This window comes from Serratia sp. CY40230, from assembly GCF_052168835.1.
GTDB lineage: Bacteria > Pseudomonadota > Gammaproteobacteria > Enterobacterales > Enterobacteriaceae > Serratia > Serratia nematodiphila.
This window is the reverse complement of sequence record NZ_JBJNLX010000004.1, coordinates 485,420-501,605: the sequence shown is the minus strand read 5'-3', so window position 1 is coordinate 501,605 and position 16,186 is coordinate 485,420. Positions and strand designations below refer to the sequence as shown.

Annotated in this window: 14 protein-coding genes; 7 read left to right on the top strand and 7 right to left on the bottom strand. The window is 62.2% G+C overall.

Annotated features, from left to right (window positions below):
- Nucleotides 1-7: 7 nt before the first annotated feature.
- Nucleotides 8-1,357, bottom strand: a complete 1,350-nt coding sequence (gene rlmD, locus ACJ8IJ_RS16950) for a 23S rRNA (uracil(1939)-C(5))-methyltransferase RlmD (protein ID WP_015376669.1) — start codon at nt 1,355-1,357, stop codon at nt 8-10.
- A gap of 66 nt (nt 1,358-1,423) precedes the next feature.
- On the opposite strand from rlmD, the gene barA reads away from it, so the two are divergent.
- Nucleotides 1,424-4,150, top strand: coding sequence for a two-component sensor histidine kinase BarA (barA, locus tag ACJ8IJ_RS16945; protein ID WP_049188039.1), 2,727 nt, complete (start codon nt 1,424-1,426; stop codon nt 4,148-4,150).
- 68 nt (nt 4,151-4,218) lie between these two features.
- Here the strand turns inward: barA and degP are convergent, their stop codons facing one another.
- Both degP and dgt read right to left on the bottom strand, forming a co-directional pair.
- The gene (degP, locus tag ACJ8IJ_RS16940; protein WP_004932695.1) at nt 4,219-5,658 is read right to left on the bottom strand and encodes a serine endoprotease DegP; all 1,440 of its coding nucleotides are present in this window, start codon (nt 5,656-5,658) and stop codon (nt 4,219-4,221) included.
- Between the two features lie 181 nt (nt 5,659-5,839).
- On the bottom strand, nt 5,840-7,357 hold the full coding sequence (gene dgt, locus ACJ8IJ_RS16935) for a dGTPase (protein WP_442518839.1): 1,518 nt from the start codon (nt 7,355-7,357) through the stop codon (nt 5,840-5,842).
- A gap of 129 nt (nt 7,358-7,486) precedes the next feature.
- On the opposite strand from dgt, the gene mtnN reads away from it, so the two are divergent.
- From mtnN to ACJ8IJ_RS16920, 3 genes are read left to right on the top strand one after another with little or no spacing between them, the layout of a single operon-like run.
- A complete protein-coding gene (gene mtnN, locus ACJ8IJ_RS16930) occupies nt 7,487-8,188 on the top strand; it encodes a 5'-methylthioadenosine/S-adenosylhomocysteine nucleosidase (RefSeq protein WP_015376665.1) in 702 nt (233 codons plus the stop codon).
- A gap of 22 nt (nt 8,189-8,210) precedes the next feature.
- Nucleotides 8,211-8,996 (top strand): vitamin B12 ABC transporter substrate-binding protein BtuF, encoded by a 786-nt coding sequence (btuF, locus tag ACJ8IJ_RS16925; protein WP_442518856.1) that lies wholly within the window; start codon nt 8,211-8,213, stop codon nt 8,994-8,996.
- The gene (locus ACJ8IJ_RS16920) at nt 8,996-9,610 is read left to right on the top strand and encodes a TRIC cation channel family protein (protein WP_019455092.1); all 615 of its coding nucleotides are present in this window, start codon (nt 8,996-8,998) and stop codon (nt 9,608-9,610) included. The genes btuF and ACJ8IJ_RS16920 overlap by 1 nt, the downstream gene beginning before the upstream one ends.
- 126 nt (nt 9,611-9,736) lie before the next feature.
- Here ACJ8IJ_RS16920 and erpA read toward each other — a convergent pair whose 3' ends face one another.
- A complete protein-coding gene (gene erpA / locus ACJ8IJ_RS16915; RefSeq protein WP_033641865.1) occupies nt 9,737-10,081 on the bottom strand; it encodes an iron-sulfur cluster insertion protein ErpA in 345 nt (114 codons plus the stop codon).
- Nucleotides 10,082-10,170: 89 nt separating this feature from the next.
- Nucleotides 10,171-11,610 carry a H(+)/Cl(-) exchange transporter ClcA gene (gene clcA / locus ACJ8IJ_RS16910; RefSeq protein ID WP_442518838.1) on the bottom strand — a complete coding sequence of 480 codons (1,440 nt, stop codon included), beginning with the start codon at nt 11,608-11,610 and terminating at the stop codon, nt 10,171-10,173.
- Nucleotides 11,611-11,784: 174 nt separating this feature from the next.
- Between clcA and hemL the strand changes: the two genes are divergently transcribed.
- A complete protein-coding gene (hemL, locus tag ACJ8IJ_RS16905) occupies nt 11,785-13,074 on the top strand; it encodes a glutamate-1-semialdehyde 2,1-aminomutase (protein ID WP_442518837.1) in 1,290 nt (429 codons plus the stop codon).
- Between the two features lie 58 nt (nt 13,075-13,132).
- Here hemL and ampE read toward each other — a convergent pair whose 3' ends face one another.
- Together ampE and ampD are read right to left on the bottom strand one after the other, a co-directional pair.
- Nucleotides 13,133-13,987, bottom strand: a complete 855-nt coding sequence (ampE, locus tag ACJ8IJ_RS16900; protein ID WP_004932714.1) for a beta-lactamase regulator AmpE — start codon at nt 13,985-13,987, stop codon at nt 13,133-13,135.
- The gene (gene ampD, locus ACJ8IJ_RS16895) at nt 13,987-14,583 is read right to left on the bottom strand and encodes a 1,6-anhydro-N-acetylmuramyl-L-alanine amidase AmpD (RefSeq protein WP_442518836.1); all 597 of its coding nucleotides are present in this window, start codon (nt 14,581-14,583) and stop codon (nt 13,987-13,989) included. Before ampD ends, ampE begins: the two co-directional genes overlap by 1 nt.
- 84 nt (nt 14,584-14,667) lie before the next feature.
- Between ampD and nadC the strand changes: the two genes are divergently transcribed.
- Both nadC and ppdD read left to right on the top strand, forming a co-directional pair.
- Nucleotides 14,668-15,558, top strand: a complete 891-nt coding sequence (gene nadC / locus ACJ8IJ_RS16890) for a carboxylating nicotinate-nucleotide diphosphorylase (RefSeq protein WP_442518835.1) — start codon at nt 14,668-14,670, stop codon at nt 15,556-15,558.
- A gap of 189 nt (nt 15,559-15,747) precedes the next feature.
- Nucleotides 15,748-16,185 carry a prepilin peptidase-dependent pilin gene (gene ppdD / locus ACJ8IJ_RS16885; RefSeq protein WP_033631793.1) on the top strand — a complete coding sequence of 146 codons (438 nt, stop codon included), beginning with the start codon at nt 15,748-15,750 and terminating at the stop codon, nt 16,183-16,185.
- The last annotated feature ends 1 nt before the right edge of the window (nt 16,186 follow it).

Below are 16,186 nucleotides of genomic sequence, written 5' to 3'. Positions count from 1 at the left end.
CTTCTCCCTACTTTGCAGCGACCTCTGGCGCACGCTCGTTGATAAACAGCGCCATTGATTCAAGATGCCCCGTGTGCGGAAACATATCCAACATCCGCACGCGCGCAAGACGATAACCGGCGTTCAACAGCACGTTGCTGTCGCGAGCCAGCGTGGTGGGGTTACAGGAAACATACACCACCCGCGCCGGCGCCAGTTTTACAATGTGTGACATCACCCCGGCCGCACCGGCGCGGGCGGGATCCAGCATCACCTTATCAAACCCTTGTGCTGCCCAAGGTTGCCGCGCAACGTTGTCCTCCAGATTCTCATGGAAGAACGACGCATTATTCAGCTTATTCTTATGTGCATTATATTGCCCATTCGCTACCAGCGTGGCAACACCTTCGATGCCCACCACCGCGGCGGCGCGGCGCGCCAGCGGCAGGGTGAAATTACCCATGCCGCAGAACAGGTCCAGCACCCGATCATTGGGTTGAATGTCGAGCCATTCAAGGGCCTGCGCCACCATTTGTTGGTTTACGACGTCATTGACCTGAATAAAGTCGCGCGGACTGAAGTCTAAGCGTAGCCCGTCAACCTGATAATACGGCGTTTCACCGCACAGTTTTTCCACCCGTTCGCTGTCCGGCGCCAGATAAACGGCGACCTTTTCCCGCTCGCCAAACGCCAACAGCGCCTGCCGATCCGCCTCTTTCAGCGCGTCGAGATGACGCAGCACCAGCAGCGGGCCGTTATCCGCCAGCACCAGCTCCACATGCCCCAGCCGCCGCACCGCCTGCAGCCCGCTCAGGCAGGCGCGCACCGGCGCCAGCAGCTGCTCCAGCTCCGGCCGCAGCACCGGGCAGTGCTCCACCGCCACCAGCTCGCTGGAGGCCGCCTGGCGAAAGCCCATCATCAGGCGCTGCTGCTTCGGCTGCCATGCCAGGCTCAGGCGGGCGCGGCGGCGATAGCCGTATTCCGGGCCGGCGATCACCGGTTCCTGTTGCGGGGTTACTCCGGTTTCGCGGGCGATCATGCGCACCAGCGCCGCCGCCTTGCTCTGCTGTTGCAGCGCCTCATCCGCATGTTGCTGCTGGCAGCCGCCGCACACGCCAAAATGCGGGCAGCGCGGTTCTACCCGCTGCGGGCTGCGGCTCAGCAGGCGTTTGAGCTTGCCTTTGGCGAACTGACGCTTGTCTTCGGTCAGTTGGATTTCCGCCTGCTCGCCCGGCAAGACGCCCGGCACGAACACCGCTTTGCCGTCGTGGCGCGCCACGCCCTGGCCGAAAGGATCGAGATCGCTCACCGTCACGGTGAAGATTTGTGAGCTCTGCCGGGTCGTCACGCGGCGTTTGGGAGAGTAGAATTGCGCCATATTTGTCGATTGTGTGCTGGTTCATTAAGCTAGTGTCAGCTGTCAATTCTCCCACATTGGAATCCCATGACCAAATACAGCCTGCGTGCGCGCATGATGATCCTGATTCTGGCACCGACCTTGCTGATTGGTTTGCTGCTCAGCACCTTCTTCGTGGTGCACCGCTATAACGAGCTGCAGGAACAACTGGTCGACGCCGGCGCCAGCATCATCGAGCCGCTGGCGGTGGCCAGCGAGTACGGCATGACGTTCCGCAGCCGCGAATCGGTCAGGCAGTTGGTCAGCCTGTTGCACCGCCGCCATTCGGACATCGTGCGTTCGATCACCGTGTTCGATGCGCAGAACAATTTGTTCGTCACCTCCAATTATCATCACAACTTCGCTCAGCTGCAGCTGCCGAAAGGCGTGCCGTTGCCCACCGATCTGATGCTCACCCGACGCGGCGATTCGCTGATCCTGCGCACGCCGATCCTGTCGGAAAGCCAGTATCCGGATGAAACCGCCGACGGCGGCAGCCATCCCGACAACAACCTGGGCTATGTGGCGATCGAGCTGGATCTGCAGTCGGTGCGGCTGCAGCAATATAAAGAGGTCTTTGTCTCTACCCTGCTGTTGCTGCTGTGCATGTGTATCGCCATCCTGTTCGCTTATCGGCTGATGCGCGACGTGACCGGCCCGATCCGCAATATGGTGAACACCGTCGACCGCATCCGCCGCGGCCAGCTCGACAGCCGCGTGGAAGGCTACATGCTCGGCGAGCTGCACATGCTGAAAAACGGCATCAACTCGATGGCGATGTCGCTCACTGCCTATCACGAAGAGATGCAGCAGAACATCGATCAGGCCACGTCAGACCTGCGCGAAACGCTGGAGCAGATGGAGATCCAGAACGTCGAACTGGATCTGGCGAAAAAACGTGCGCAGGAGGCGGCGCGCATCAAGTCCGAATTTCTGGCCAACATGTCGCATGAGCTGCGTACTCCGCTCAACGGCGTGATCGGCTTCACCCGCCAGATGCTGAAAACCGATCTGAGCGCAACCCAGACCGACTATTTGCAGACCATCGAGCGCTCGGCCAACAACCTGCTGACCATCATCAACGACGTGCTGGACTTCTCCAAGCTGGAGGCCGGCAAGCTGGTGCTGGAGCATATTCCGTTCGCCCTGCGTGAAACGCTGGACGAAGTGGTGGTGCTGCTGGCGCCCAGCGCCCACGACAAGGGCCTGGAGCTGACGCTGGATGTGCACAACGACGTGCCGGAGCAGGTGATCGGCGACTCGCTGCGCCTGCAGCAAATCATCACCAACCTGCTGGGCAACGCCATCAAATTCACCGAAACCGGCAATATCGACATTCGCGTGGAGCTGCGCAAACAGCTGGATCGCCGGGTGGAAGTGGAAGTGCAGATCCACGATACCGGCATCGGCATCTCCGAACGCCAGCAGTCGCAGCTGTTCCAGGCATTCCGCCAGGCGGACGCCAGCATCTCCCGCCGCCACGGCGGCACCGGGCTGGGGCTGGTGATCACGCAAAAGCTGGTGAAAGAGATGGGGGGCGATATCTGCTTCCACAGCCAGTTGAACCGCGGCTCGACCTTCTGGTTCCATATCACGCTGGATCTGAATGAGGGCATGCTGTCGCTGGCGCCGAGTCTGCCGGATCTGAACGGCAAAACGCTGGCCTATATCGAGTCCAACCCGACGGCGGCGCAGGCGACGCTCAACATGCTCAGCGTCACGCAGCTGGTGATCACCCACTCGCCGACGCTGGGCCAGCTGCCGCCAGGCCACTATGACTTCCTGCTGGCCGGCGTGCCGATCCCGTTCCGCGACAACATGGCGCAGCATCAGGACAAATTGCTGGCCTCGCTGAAACTGGCCGATAGGGTCATTCTGGCGCTGCCGTGCCAGGCGCAGATCGATGCCGAGCTGCTTAAACAACAAGGCGCGCTCGGCTGCCTGATCAAGCCGATCACCAGCACGCGTCTGTTCCCTCTGCTGAGAATGGAGACGCCCGATCGGCTCGCCGCCCCGCCTGAGCGTAAACGTCTGCCGCTGACGGTGATGGCGGTCGACGACAACCCGGCCAACCTGAAGCTGATCGGCACGCTGCTGGGCGAACAGGTGGAAAAAACGCTGCTGTGCGAGAGCGGTGAGGAGGCGCTGGCGCTGGCGCGCAACAACGTGCTGGATCTGATCCTGATGGACATTCAAATGCCGAAGATGGACGGCATTCACGCCAGCGAACTGATCCGCCAGTTGCCGCACCATAACTCCACGCCGATCGTCGCCGTCACTGCCCATGCCGCCAGCGGCGAACGCGAGCATCTGCTGCAGGCGGGGATGGACGACTACCTGGCCAAGCCGATCGACGAGAAAATGCTGACCCGCGTGCTGTCGCGCTATCACAGCGGCGACGTGGAAAGCGCCGTCGCCGACGATGCCCCGCTGTCGCTCGACTGGCCGCTGGCGCTGCGCCAGGCGGCCAATAAGCCGGATCTGGCGCGCGATCTGCTGCAAATGCTGCTCGATTTCCTGCCGCAGGTGCGCGAACGGGTGCAGGCGCTGCTCGAGGGGCAACACGACGACGAGATCCTCGACCTGGTCCATAAGCTGCACGGCAGCTGCAGCTACAGCGGCGTGCCGCGCCTCAAGCAGCTGTGTTTCTACCTCGAGCGGCAGCTGCGCCAGGGCATCACCAACGACGAACTGGAGCCGGAGTGGCTGGAGCTGTTGGATGAGATTGAACTGGTGATCCACGCGGCGCGCGCGCATCTGGCGCAACCGGCCTGAATCCTCAGGCCATAATGCAAAAAGGCACGCCATAGCGTGCCTTTGTTGCTTTTAGCGCCTGACGTTTATCACTGCGCCAGCAGGTACAGTTGGCTATCGCCGCGCTGAATATTCAACGCCAGCACCGACGGTTTGCTGTCGAGGATTTTACGCAGCTCGCCCAGGTTCTGGATCGGCTGTTGGTTCACGCCCAGGATCACGTCGCCCTTTTTCAGGCCGATACGCGCGGCGGCGCTGCCGGCTTTCACGCTGTCGACCTTGACGCCTTTCACGTTGCCGACCTGGGCATTGCTCAGCTCGGCGCCTTCGATGCCAGTGTAGATATTGCCCGAGGCCACCTGGGTCTGCGCGCTTTGCTCCAGCGTGACGTCAATGGTCACCGGTTTGCCGTCGCGGATAATGCCCAGCGACATTTTGCTGCCGACCGGCAGCGTGCCGATCTCCGCCCGGAACGAGGCGAAGCTGGAGATGGCCTTGCCGTTCATGGTGACGATCACGTCGCCGGCCTTGATGCCCGCCTTCGCGGCGGAAGATTTCGGCATTACCTGGCTGACGAAAGCGCCGCGCTGCGCGTCGACCTTCATCGCCTTGGCCAGCTCCGAGTTCAGCTCGGTGCCCATGATGCCGAGCTCACCGCGTTTCACCTGGCCATACTCGACCATTTGCGCCGTCAGGTTTTTCACCATATTGCTCGGAATGGCGAAGCCGATGCCGATGTTGCCGCCATCCGGCGCCAGGATCGCGGTGTTGATGCCGATCAGCTCGCCGTTCAGGTTAACCAGCGCGCCGCCGGAGTTGCCGCGGTTGATCGCCGCATCGGTCTGGATAAAGTTTTCGTAGTTTTCGATGTTCAGGCCGCTGCGCCCCAGGGCGGACACGATGCCTGAGGTGGCGGTTTCGCCCAGCCCGTACGGGTTGCCGATCGCCACGGTGTAATCGCCGACGCGCAGCTGATCGGAGTCCGCCATCTTGATCGCCGTCAGGTTCTTGAAGTCTTTCAGCTGGATCAGGGCGATGTCGGAACGCGGATCCTTGCCGATCACCTTGGCGTCGAAACGGCGGCCGTCGCTCAGCTGCACCTGGATCTTGTTGGCGTTATCCACCACGTGGTTATTGGTCACCACATAGCCCTTGGCGGCATCGATGACCACCCCGGCGCCCAGCGCCTGGAATTTCTGCTGCGTGCCCTGCGGCTGGCCATCCGGCCCAGGCTGTTCACCGCCCTGACACATCGGCGAGCCCTGGAACGGCGAACCGTCCTGGCAGAACGGCGAATCTTCACCGAAGAACTGTTGGAACTGCTGCGGCATGCGCGGCGTATTGACCGTGGTGCTGCCCTCAACGTTAATGCTCACCACGGAAGGCATTACCTTTTCCAGCATCGGTGCCAGGCTCGGCAACTGCTGGGTGCTGGAAGAGGCGGTTTCAGCGGCGCTGGCCGTCACCGGGCCCATCGCCATGCCGATGCTGAATGCCAGTGCGCTCAGAACTAATGCGGTTTTTTTCATCTGTGTGTCTCTTATAAAGTCGTTCAAAAAAGAATGGCCGTCTTGCGTGCTTATTCAGAGTTAATTAATAGCCTGAAGTTCCGGCACAGATGATTGGCAATAGTAAACAAATATTGTCCGTCTTTACAAAAATCAAGACAGCCAACCGGTTGGAATTGCTGATAATTATTCCTCAGCTCAATTATTCCGCCGCCATTAATCGACGATATTCATCATAGGCATACAGGTCGGTCATTCCGCTGATATAGTCCTGCAATAAACGCGCGCGGAAATAATATTCCCGAATGGCTTGCTGCTCCGGCGATAAATGCTGCAGCCCTTCTACCGCCTCCACATACGCCAGCCGATGCTTGGTGGACAGCTTGTGGAACAGGCGCGTTTCGATCGGGTAAGCGCGGTGGCTGTCCTCACGCACCAGCAGGCTGAAGTCCGCCAGCGACATCGCCAACAGCGGGCTGTAAATGTCCAGCAGGCCGCTGATCACCCGGTAGCCTTGCAGCTCGAGCTGCTCGACCTCCGGGTGGTTGAACACATGCTTGAACGCCACATTTTTAAATATTTTCAGCAGCCGATAGGCCGGGCTGGAATCCTCCAGCAGCGCCTGATTGAAGCTGCCCTGATAAACCGCGTCCAGATTGTCGATAAAGCGCTGCGCCGCGTGCGGCACCAGCCGCGCCACGGTAAACACCCGCAGATACATGAAGAACTGATCTTCCGCGCTGCGCCGCGCGCCGCCGCGATCGATCTTGCGAAACGCGCTGGCGACGGTCTTGTCGAACAGATCGCCCGGCGCCACCTCGCCCCACTCCTGAATCAGGTGCTGATACAGCTGCTCGACGGTGAAAATGCTCTTCTCCACCGCGTCTTCCAGATCGGCCACGCAGTAAGAGATATCATCGGCGGCCTCCATAATGTAGGTCAGCGGGAAACGATCGAACTCGCCCATATGCAGCTCACGCCGCAGCCGATCGACGAAGGCTTCTTCCGCCAGATAGTAGCCGGGCTTTTTCATCAGGTAACTGTGGCTGGCGGGGATGTCACTCGCCCAGTAGGCCGGGCGGGTGTATTTCAGAATGCAGCCGACCTGCGCGTAGGTCAGGTTGAGTTTCAACAGGCTGTACACCATGCGGATCGCCTGGGCGTTGCCCTCGAAGTGGCTGAGATCCTGACGGATCCGGCTGCGCAGCCGATTCAGATCGCTCTCCCCTTCATGCAGGCGCAGCGTCGCCACCTGGCAGCGATCGTGGCTGCCCGGCTCGCTGCCGCAGCTGGCGGGATCGAGCCGCTGGGCAAACCAGTCATTGATCGCCGATTCGCCGAAGTGACCGAACGGCGGATTGCCGATGTCGTGCATCAGGCAGGCCATTTCCACGATGCTTTCAAACGGATCGAGCAGCCGGGTCAGGCCGAGTTCGTCGATCTTCCCCGCCTGTTTGAAGCGGTTGAGGATCTCTTTGGCGATATGGCGCCCGACCTGCTGCACCTCCATCGAGTGCGTCAGGCGGCTGCGCACCGCCGCGTTGCGCTCCAGCGGAAATACCTGAGTTTTTTGCTGCAGACGGCGAATGGCCGCCGAGTTGACGATGCGCCCGCGATCGCTCTCAAACTGCCGCACGATGTCGTACTCTTCCTCGGCCTCGATCGGTTTGCTGAAAGGCCGTTGGAAGCTGATTTTTTGCTTGAAGTCGATCCCGGACATCTGTTTCTCCGCCGTTGCGCCCTGCCCCCGTGATAACAATTCCCGGCAGCGGATGCAACGCATTATCTCTCTTACACAGCCATGATAGACTATGCCGCAATTCTCACGGCCAATCAGCGAGTGTTATTTATGAAAGTAGGCATCATCGGCGCAATGGAGCAGGAAGTCACCCTGCTGCGCGATCAAATCGAAAACCGTCAAACCATCCAGCGCGCGGGCTGCGAAATCTACACCGGTCAGATCGGCGGCGTTGACGTGGCCCTGCTGAAATCCGGCATCGGCAAAGTCTCTGCGGCCATGGGCACCACCCTGTTGCTGGAGCACTGCAGCCCCGACGTGGTGATCAATACCGGCTCCGCCGGCGGCCTGGCCAGCACGCTGCGCGTGGGCGATATCGTGGTGTCGGAAGAAGTGCGCTACCACGACGCCGACGTCACCGCCTTCGGCTACGAGCCGGGCCAGATGGCCGGCTGCCCGGCGGCGTTCGTCGCCGACGACGCGCTGATCGCGCTGGCGGAAAGCTGCATCAAACAGCTGGATCTGCACGCGGTGCGCGGCCTGATCTGCAGCGGTGACGCCTTCATCAACGGCGCCGAACCGCTGGCGCGCATCCGCGCCACCTTCCCGAGCGTCGCCGCCGTGGAAATGGAAGCCGCGGCGATCGCCCACGTCTGCCATCTGTTCGGCACGCCGTTCGTGGTGGTGCGCGCCATTTCCGACGTCGCCGACAGCGAATCGCACATGAGCTTTGACGAGTTCCTGGTGGTAGCGGCCAAGCAGTCCACGCTGATGGTCAACGCCATGCTGCAAACCCTGGCCAAGCGCGGTTGATGTGAGACTGCGCTTCACCTCGATGTTCTGCCTGTTGGCGCTCTGGCTGGCCCTGCCGGCCGGCGCCGCGCAGCGGGTGATCAGCCTGGCGCCCAACGCCACCGAACTCGCCTATGCCGCCGGCATGGGCGATGTGCTGGTGGCGGCGAGCGCCTATTCCGATTACCCGCCGCAGGCCGCCAGGCTGGAGCAGGTGGCCTCCTGGCAGGGCATCAATCTGGAGCGGGTTCTGGCTCTCAAGCCGGATCTGATCCTCGCCTGGCGCGGCGGCAATCCGCAACGCGCCTTGGATCAGCTCGCCGCGTTCGGCATCCCGATCTTCTATGCGGACGCCGACAATCTCGAAGGGATTGCCGGCTTGCTGGACAAGCTGGCGCGCTACAGCCCGCACCCGGACCAGGCGCATCAGGCCGCAGAAGGCCTTCGCCGCCAGTTCGCCGCTCTCAAGCAACAGTACGCCACTAACGTGCCACGCCGCGTGTTGCTGCAGTTCGGCACCCAGCCGCTGTTCACCAGCTCCGGCGCCACGCTGCAAAGCCAGGTGCTGGCGCTGTGCAGCGGGCAGAACGTCTTCGCCGACAGCCGCACCCCTTGGCCGCAGATCAGCCGCGAGCAGGTACTGGCGCGTCAGCCGCAGGCCATCGTCATCACCGGCGGCGCGAAAGAGGCCGCCAATGTGAAAGCCTTCTGGGCGCCGCAGCTGCAGGTGCCGGTGATCGCGCTGAACGAAGACTGGTTCAATCGCGGCGGGCCGCGCATCCTGTTGGCGGCGCAGCAGCTGTGCCGCCAGCTGGCGGAAATCCGCTGATGCTGGTGTTCTGGCTGGATATTCTCGGCACGGCGGTGTTCGCCGTCTCCGGCGTACTGCTGGCCGGCAAGCTGCGCATGGATCCGTTCGGCGTGCTGGTATTGGGCGTGGTCACCGCGGTCGGCGGCGGCACCATCCGCGACATGGCGCTGGCCAACGGCCCGGTATTCTGGGTCAAGGATCCCACCGATCTGGTGGTGGCGATGATCACCTGCGTCTTGACGCTGCTGCTGGTGCGCCAGCCGCGCCGCCTGCCGAAGTGGGTGCTGCCGGTGCTGGACGCCGTCGGGCTGGCGGTGTTCGTCGGCATCGGCGTCAACAAGGCCTTCGCGGCCGGCACCGGCCCGCTGGTGGCGATCTGCATGGGGGTGATCACCGGCGTCGGCGGCGGCATTATCCGCGACGTGCTGGCGCGCGAGATCCCGATGATCCTGCGCACCGAAATTTACGCCACCGCCTGCATCATCGGCGGCATCGTGCACGCCACGGCGTTTTACACCTTCGGCATGCCGCTGCAGCAGGCCATGATGCTGGGCATGCTCATCACCCTGGCCATTCGGCTGGCGGCCATTCGTTGGCATCTCAAGCTGCCCGCCTTTATTCTCGAACGCTGAGCAGCCGCGCATCACTCGCGGCCGTCCGGTGCAGGAGAACGGCACGGCAGTGATCCTCGTGGAATGGTAGGCATAAAAAAACCCGCCGGCCGGAAAGCGAGCGGGTTGATATTCTGACAGGCAAACTCAGATGCTGAACGACGAACCGCAACCGCAGGTGGTTTTGGCATTTGGGTTGGTCACCACGAAGCGCGATCCTTCCAGCCCTTCGGTGTAGTCCACCGAACCGCCAACCAGATACTGCAGGCTCATCGGATCGACCACCAGCGCCACGCCCTGCTTCTCGATGGTCATGTCGCCATCGTTGACCTTGTCGTCAAAAGTGAAGCCGTACTGGAATCCGCTGCAGCCGCCGCCGGTAATGTAAACCCGCAACTTCAGGTTCGGATTTTCTTCGTCAGCAATCAGGTACTTGACCTTGTTTGCTGCTGCCTCGGTAAATTGCAGGGGCAGTGCCGTTTCATCACTCATACTCTTTACTCCCAACATTGTTCAGCATCAGATCGCGACCAGGGCTGCCTGATTAATATTAACGATTATCCGATACCTGAGTGTTGCGTTCAAGTATTCACCGCATTTGTTGTATTTTCCTTACTTGTTTTCTGCGCCGCCTCCCACGCCAGCTGCGCCTCCTGCTTTTGCAGCGTGCGGGCCAGGATCGACGAATACAGCGGCTTGCCGCCGAGCAGCTGCGCCACCACCGTGGCGCCGAGGCAGGTGATGATCATCGGTAAAATAAGTTGGTAGTTGTCGGTCATTTCCAGCACCAGCACGATGCCGGTCAGCGGGGCGCGCACCGTGGCGGCGAACAGCGCCCCCATGCCGGCAATGGCGAAGGTGCCCGCCTCGATGCCGTACTGCGGGAACAGATGCGCCCCCGCCAGCCCGAAGGCGGTGCCGAACAGCGTGCCCAGCGCCAGCATCGGCGCGAAGATGCCGCCCGGCGCGCCGGAACCGAAACACAGCAGCGTGGTGAAGATGCGGGTGATAAAGATAAACATCAACATGCCGACGCTGTAGTTGCCCGCCGCGGCGATCGGGATCAGCCCAAAGCCGCCGCCCGCTGCCTCCGGCTGGATCAGCCCCAGAATGCCGCACACGCCGCCGAGCAGCCCGCCCATCAGCAAGACATTGCGCATTCTGCCGCCGTGCAGGCGCGCGAACATGTCCTGGGTGCGGAAGATCAGCGCGTTGAACCCCACGCCCACCGCGCCGAAGATCGCCCCCAACACCAGATAAAGCCACAGGGTATTGATGGGCGCCGAAGAAAGTTTGTCGACCGCGATCACCGCCCCCTGGCCGTTAAACAGCTGGAACACCACGCTCGACATGATAACGCCGATAAACACCGCTTTAATCGAGATCAGGTTGTAGCGGAACTGCGGCCGCATCTCTTCGATGATGAACAGGATGCCGGCCAGCGGCGCGTTGAACGCGGCGGACAACCCGGCGGCGGCCCCGGTCGCCAGCAACGTATGACGCGCCTCGGCGCCGCGAATGCGCAGCACGTCCAATACCATACGCCCGACGTTGCCGCCCATCTGCACCGTGGGCCCTTCGCGCCCCAGCACCATGCCCGCCCCCAGCGTGCCCATGCCACCGATGAATTTCACCGGGATCACGCGCCACCAGCGTACCGGCCGCAGCTCTTCCAGCGCGCCTTCGATTTCCGGAATGCCCGAGCCGCCCGCCTCAGGCGCAAAGCGCCGCACCAGGTAATAGCCCAGCGCCGCCAGCGCGGCGGACAGGATAAACGCCAGGGGCCACACCAGAAGCCAGGAGTCGGCGACCTGCGCCAGCGAAGCCAGCCGCTGCTGCTGCACCCACTCCACCGCTTTATCGAAGGCCACGCCGAGCAAACCAGCCAGCGCCCCCACCAGCGCGGCCATCACCAGGATCGCCACCGGGGTTTTATCGCGGCGAATAAACTGACGCACCGCATCGCTGCGGCTAAGACGCGGGCTCAACGTCCCGACGGGCTGTGATTGTGATTCTGTCATCGCGAGTGATTCGTCAGGTAATTTGTAATACAAATAGGCAGGGCGATAATTCTACCCCAACCTGGCGGCGGACGCTGCCGTTAATGGTATCTGACTGTGATCGTTTCATAACGCGGCGCTCTCCTCTAGAATAGCGCGGTCAAATCATTCAAAAGAGAATCCAGGAGCCGATTTATGAGCCTACACAGCAAGTCCGAAAGTCTGTACGCCCAGGCGCAACAGTTGATCCCCGGCGGGGTAAACTCTCCGGTGCGTGCATTCACCGGCGTGGGCGGTGTGCCGCTGTTTATCGAGCGCGCAGACGGGGCTTACCTGTTCGATGCCGACGGCAAGGCCTATATCGACTATGTCGGTTCCTGGGGGCCGATGGTGCTGGGGCATAACCACCCGGCGATCCGCGACGCGGTGATCGAAGCGGCGCAGCGTGGCCTGAGCTTCGGCGCGCCGACCGAGATGGAAGTCAAAATGGCGCAGCTGGTCACCGAGCTGGTGCCGACGATGGATATGGTGCGCATGGTGAACTCGGGCACCGAAGCCACCATGAGCGCCATCCGCCTGGCGCGCGGCTACACCAACCGCGATAAAATCATCAAGTTCGAAGGCTGCTACCACGGCCACGCCGACTGCCTGCTGGTGAAAGCCGGCTCCGGCGCGCTGACCCTCGGCCAGCCGAACTCACCGGGCGTGCCGGCCGACTTCGCCAAGCACACTCTGACCTGCACCTATAACGATCTGGATTCGGTGCGCGCCGCCTTCGAACAGTACCCGTCCGAAATCGCCTGTATCATCGTCGAGCCGGTCGCCGGCAACATGAACTGCGTGCCGCCGCTGCCGGAATTCCTGCCGGGCCTGCGCGCCCTGTGCGACAAGTACGGCGCGCTCTTGATCATCGACGAAGTGATGACCGGCTTCCGCGTCGCGCTGGCCGGCGCGCAATCCTATTACGGCGTCGAGCCTGATCTGACCTGCCTCGGCAAAATCATCGGCGGCGGCATGCCGGTGGGCGCCTTCGGCGGCCGTCGCGAAGTGATGGAGGCGCTGGCGCCGACCGGCCCGGTCTACCAGGCCGGCACCCTGTCCGGCAACCCGATCGCCATGGCGGCGGGCTACGCTTGTTTGACCGAAGTCTCACAGGTCGGCGTGCACCAGACGCTGACCGAACTGACCGAGATGCTGGCCGCTGGCCTGCTGCACGCGGCGCAGGAGGAGAATATTCCGCTGGTGGTCAACAACGTCGGCGGCATGTTCGGCCTGTTCTTCACCGACGCGCCGGCGGTCACCTGCTACCAGGACGTGATGCAGTGCGACGTGGAACGCTTCAAGCGCTTCTTCCACCTGATGCTGGAAGAAGGGGTGTATCTGGCACCGTCCGCCTTCGAAGCGGGCTTCATGTCCGTGGCGCACAGCAAGGAAGACATCCAGCGCACCATCGACGCCGCGCGTCTCTGCTTCGCCAAGCTGTAATCCCGGCCGAATGGCCAAAAAAACGGGCGCCTCGGCGCCCGTTTTTTTTCTCTGCGGCTTAAAGCAGCGTGCCGTAAATGGTCAACAGCGCCACCACCACCACGATGATCATCGTCACCTTGCGCGCCAGCGTCACCGCCGCCCGCGGCGTTTGCACCGGATCCATATGCGGATCGCGCGCCAGCGAGAACTGGGCCAACCGCGTCAGCACCTGATACGACGACGAATGCCGATCCCCCAGCGAGGCGAACCAGGCCGGCAGCGCACGCTCGCCGTGGCCAAACAGCGCGTAGGCCACTCCAGCCAAACGCACCGGGATCCAGTCCAGCCAGTTCAGCAGGTGATCGATGCCCGACTGTGAACGCTCCAGCGGCGTATTGTGGCGCGCCAGCCAGGTTTGATAGGCGCGCAGGAAGGCATACCCCGCCAGCGCGATCGGCCCGTACGGCCCAAAGACCACGAACCAGAACAGCGGCGCCAGGTAATAACGGAAGTTAATCCACAGCAGCGCGTTTTGCAGCTCGCGCAGGCGCAGCTCTTCGCTGCAGTCCACCGGCAAGCCGTGGATCAACGCCAGCTCTTCCGCCATCTGATCGCTGGCGTGGATATCCCCCTGCCGCGCCGCTTTCAGGTAGGCGCGGTAGTGTTTGCGCTTGATGCCGGCGCCGACGCACAGCAGATCGATGACGATCCACAGCAGCAGCGTCACCACGCCGAAGAACAGCCCGTGCGACAACCACAGAACGCCCCAGACGATCACCATCCAGGCGGCGGTCATCGCCAGCGTCTGCGCCAGCGAAACCCGATGCAGCCGCTGAAATACCACTTCGAGGCGATGATCCAGCTGCCAGTGTTCTCCCAGCTTGAACAGGCGCTCCCAGGCCAAAACCAGCAACAGCGTAAACAGCGTCATTAGCGATTCCTCTCCCTTTTTCTTGTCTCAAGCATAGCGTCGGCGGGCGCGCCGCGTTGTTCCAGAGATGCCAGATAGCGATCCCAATCGAACGCCGGCCCGGGATCGGTCTTGCGGCCGGAGGCGATATCGCAATGCCCGGCAATATTGGCCGCCAGCGGTGGATAATGTTCGGCCAGCAGCACGGTGACCGCCTGCAGCGTGCGATATTGCGCTTCGGTGTAGGGTAACTGGTCAGTCCCTTCCAGCTCGATGCCGATGGAGAAATCGTTGCACCGATCGCGCCCCTGATACAGGGAAACGCCCGCGTGCCAGGCGCGCTGGTCGAATGGCACATACTGCACGATCTCTCCGCCGCGGCGAATCAGGCAATGCGCCGACACCCGCAGCTGATGGATATCGGCGAAATAAGGGTGCTGCGCAGGGTCGAGCGTGCCGGTGAACAGCTGGTCGATATAGGGGCCACCGAACTCGCCGGGCGGCAAGCTGATGTTGTGGATGACCAGCAGCGAGGGCGGCTCGTCATCCGGGCGCCGATCGCTGTGCGGCGAGAGCACTCGCGTCACCCCGACAATCCAGCCATTTTCCAACTGCATCAGACACCTCTCTGCGGTGGTACTTATTCCTGCAACAGAGTAGCATGTTCCCCTACGATCTAACCGTCCATTTCGGAGTTTTCCATGCCGACACGCCGCTACAGTGCCGACAGTCGCCGCACCGAGCTTCTTGAACGAATTGAAAGTGATATTCCCTATGCCGTCGCCCAGGCGCTGCGCGAAGACCTGGCGGGTGAAGTCGACGCCGGGCGCGATATTACCGCGCAATTGTTACCGGCTGACAAGCAGGCCGAAGCCACCGTCATCACCCGTGAAGCCGGCGTGTTCTGCGGCCGCCGCTGGCTGAATGAGGTCTTTATTCAACTGGGCAATCAGGTGCAGGTGGAGTGGCTGGTGGCGGACGGCGACCGTCTGACGCCGAACCAACCGCTCTGCCGGCTGCGCGGCCCGGCGCGGGTGATGCTGACCGGCGAGCGCACCGCGCTGAACTTCGTGCAGACGCTCTCCGGCGTGGCGACCGAGGTCAGCCGCTATGTGGCCCTGCTGGAAGGAACCCGGACTCGCCTGCTCGATACCCGCAAGACCTTACCCGGCCTGCGCACCGCGCTGAAATACGCCGTGCTGTGCGGGGGCGGCAGCAACCACCGGCTGGGGCTGTCCGATGCCTTCCTGATCAAGGAAAACCACATCATCGCCTCCGGTTCTATCAAAAACGCGGTGGAAAAAGCCTTCTGGCTGCACGCCGACGTGCCGGTGGAAGTGGAAGTCGAGTCGCTCGATGAACTGCAGCAGGCGCTGGATGCCGGCGCCGACATCATCATGCTGGACAACTTCAGCGTAGAGATGATGCGTCAGGCGGTCGCACAAACCCAGGGCCGCGCCCAGCTGGAAGTGTCCGGCAACGTCACCCGCGAGACGCTGCGCACCTTCGCCGAGACCGGCGTGGATTACATCTCGGTCGGCGCGCTGACCAAGCATGTGACCGCTCTCGATCTGTCGATGCGCTTCAAATGATCCCCTCGCCCCCGGCCGCTGCCGGGGGCGTTACCGTAAAATTGCGAACCCCCTCTCACCGTTTTATTCACCGCTGCAAACCACATCATTACTGATGGAGGCGCGCCGAGAAACGCGTAACCGCCCCTCGCCGTGTCCCCGAGCAAGCCGCTACCGTTGTCTTCCACACCCCAATGGAGGAAACAACGCATGGAAACACAACGCGGCTTTACCCTGATAGAACTGATGGTGGTGATCGCCATCATCGCCATCCTCAGCGCCATCGGCATTCCCGCCTACCAGCGCTACATCCAGAAAGCAGCGATGACCGACATGCTGCAAACCATGGCGCCGTATAAAATGGCGGTCGAGCTGTGCGTGCTGGACGAAGGCGCGCCAGCCGGCTGCGAGGCCGGCAGCAAAGGCATTCCCACCGGCGGCACGTCGCGCTATGTCAGCGGGGTGAAAGTCGTCAAAGGCGTGATCACGCTGACCGGCAGCCAAACGCTGCAGGGCCTGGCGGTGGCATTAACCCCCAAGTCGAACGCCGATGGGCTGACCCGCTGGAGCCGGCTGTGCAGCAGCGAAAACGCGACGCTGGTTGAGGTGTGCCAGGAAGTCTTCCGCTTCGACAACGCGGCGGAGTAAT

Coding starts and splice junctions, on each gene's coding strand:
- dgt (WP_442518839.1), bottom strand. CDS start 7,357: ATGTCCGGGATCGACTTCAAGCAAAAAATCAGCTTCCAACGGCCTTTC.
- ampE (WP_004932714.1), bottom strand. CDS start 13,987: ATGACGCTGTTTACGCTGTTGCTGGTTTTGGCCTGGGAGCGCCTGTTC.
- ampD (WP_442518836.1), bottom strand. CDS start 14,583: ATGCAGTTGGAAAATGGCTGGATTGTCGGGGTGACGCGAGTGCTCTCG.
- hemL (WP_442518837.1), top strand. CDS start 11,785: ATGAGCCTACACAGCAAGTCCGAAAGTCTGTACGCCCAGGCGCAACAG.
- erpA (WP_033641865.1), bottom strand. CDS start 10,081: ATGAGTGATGAAACGGCACTGCCCCTGCAATTTACCGAGGCAGCAGCA.
- ppdD (WP_033631793.1), top strand. CDS start 15,748: ATGGAAACACAACGCGGCTTTACCCTGATAGAACTGATGGTGGTGATC.
- rlmD (WP_015376669.1), bottom strand. CDS start 1,357: ATGGCGCAATTCTACTCTCCCAAACGCCGCGTGACGACCCGGCAGAGC.
- clcA (WP_442518838.1), bottom strand. CDS start 11,610: ATGACAGAATCACAATCACAGCCCGTCGGGACGTTGAGCCCGCGTCTT.
- degP (WP_004932695.1), bottom strand. CDS start 5,658: ATGAAAAAAACCGCATTAGTTCTGAGCGCACTGGCATTCAGCATCGGC.
- mtnN (WP_015376665.1), top strand. CDS start 7,487: ATGAAAGTAGGCATCATCGGCGCAATGGAGCAGGAAGTCACCCTGCTG.
- btuF (WP_442518856.1), top strand. CDS start 8,211: ATGTTCTGCCTGTTGGCGCTCTGGCTGGCCCTGCCGGCCGGCGCCGCG.
- barA (WP_049188039.1), top strand. CDS start 1,424: ATGACCAAATACAGCCTGCGTGCGCGCATGATGATCCTGATTCTGGCA.
- ACJ8IJ_RS16920 (WP_019455092.1), top strand. CDS start 8,996: ATGCTGGTGTTCTGGCTGGATATTCTCGGCACGGCGGTGTTCGCCGTC.
- nadC (WP_442518835.1), top strand. CDS start 14,668: ATGCCGACACGCCGCTACAGTGCCGACAGTCGCCGCACCGAGCTTCTT.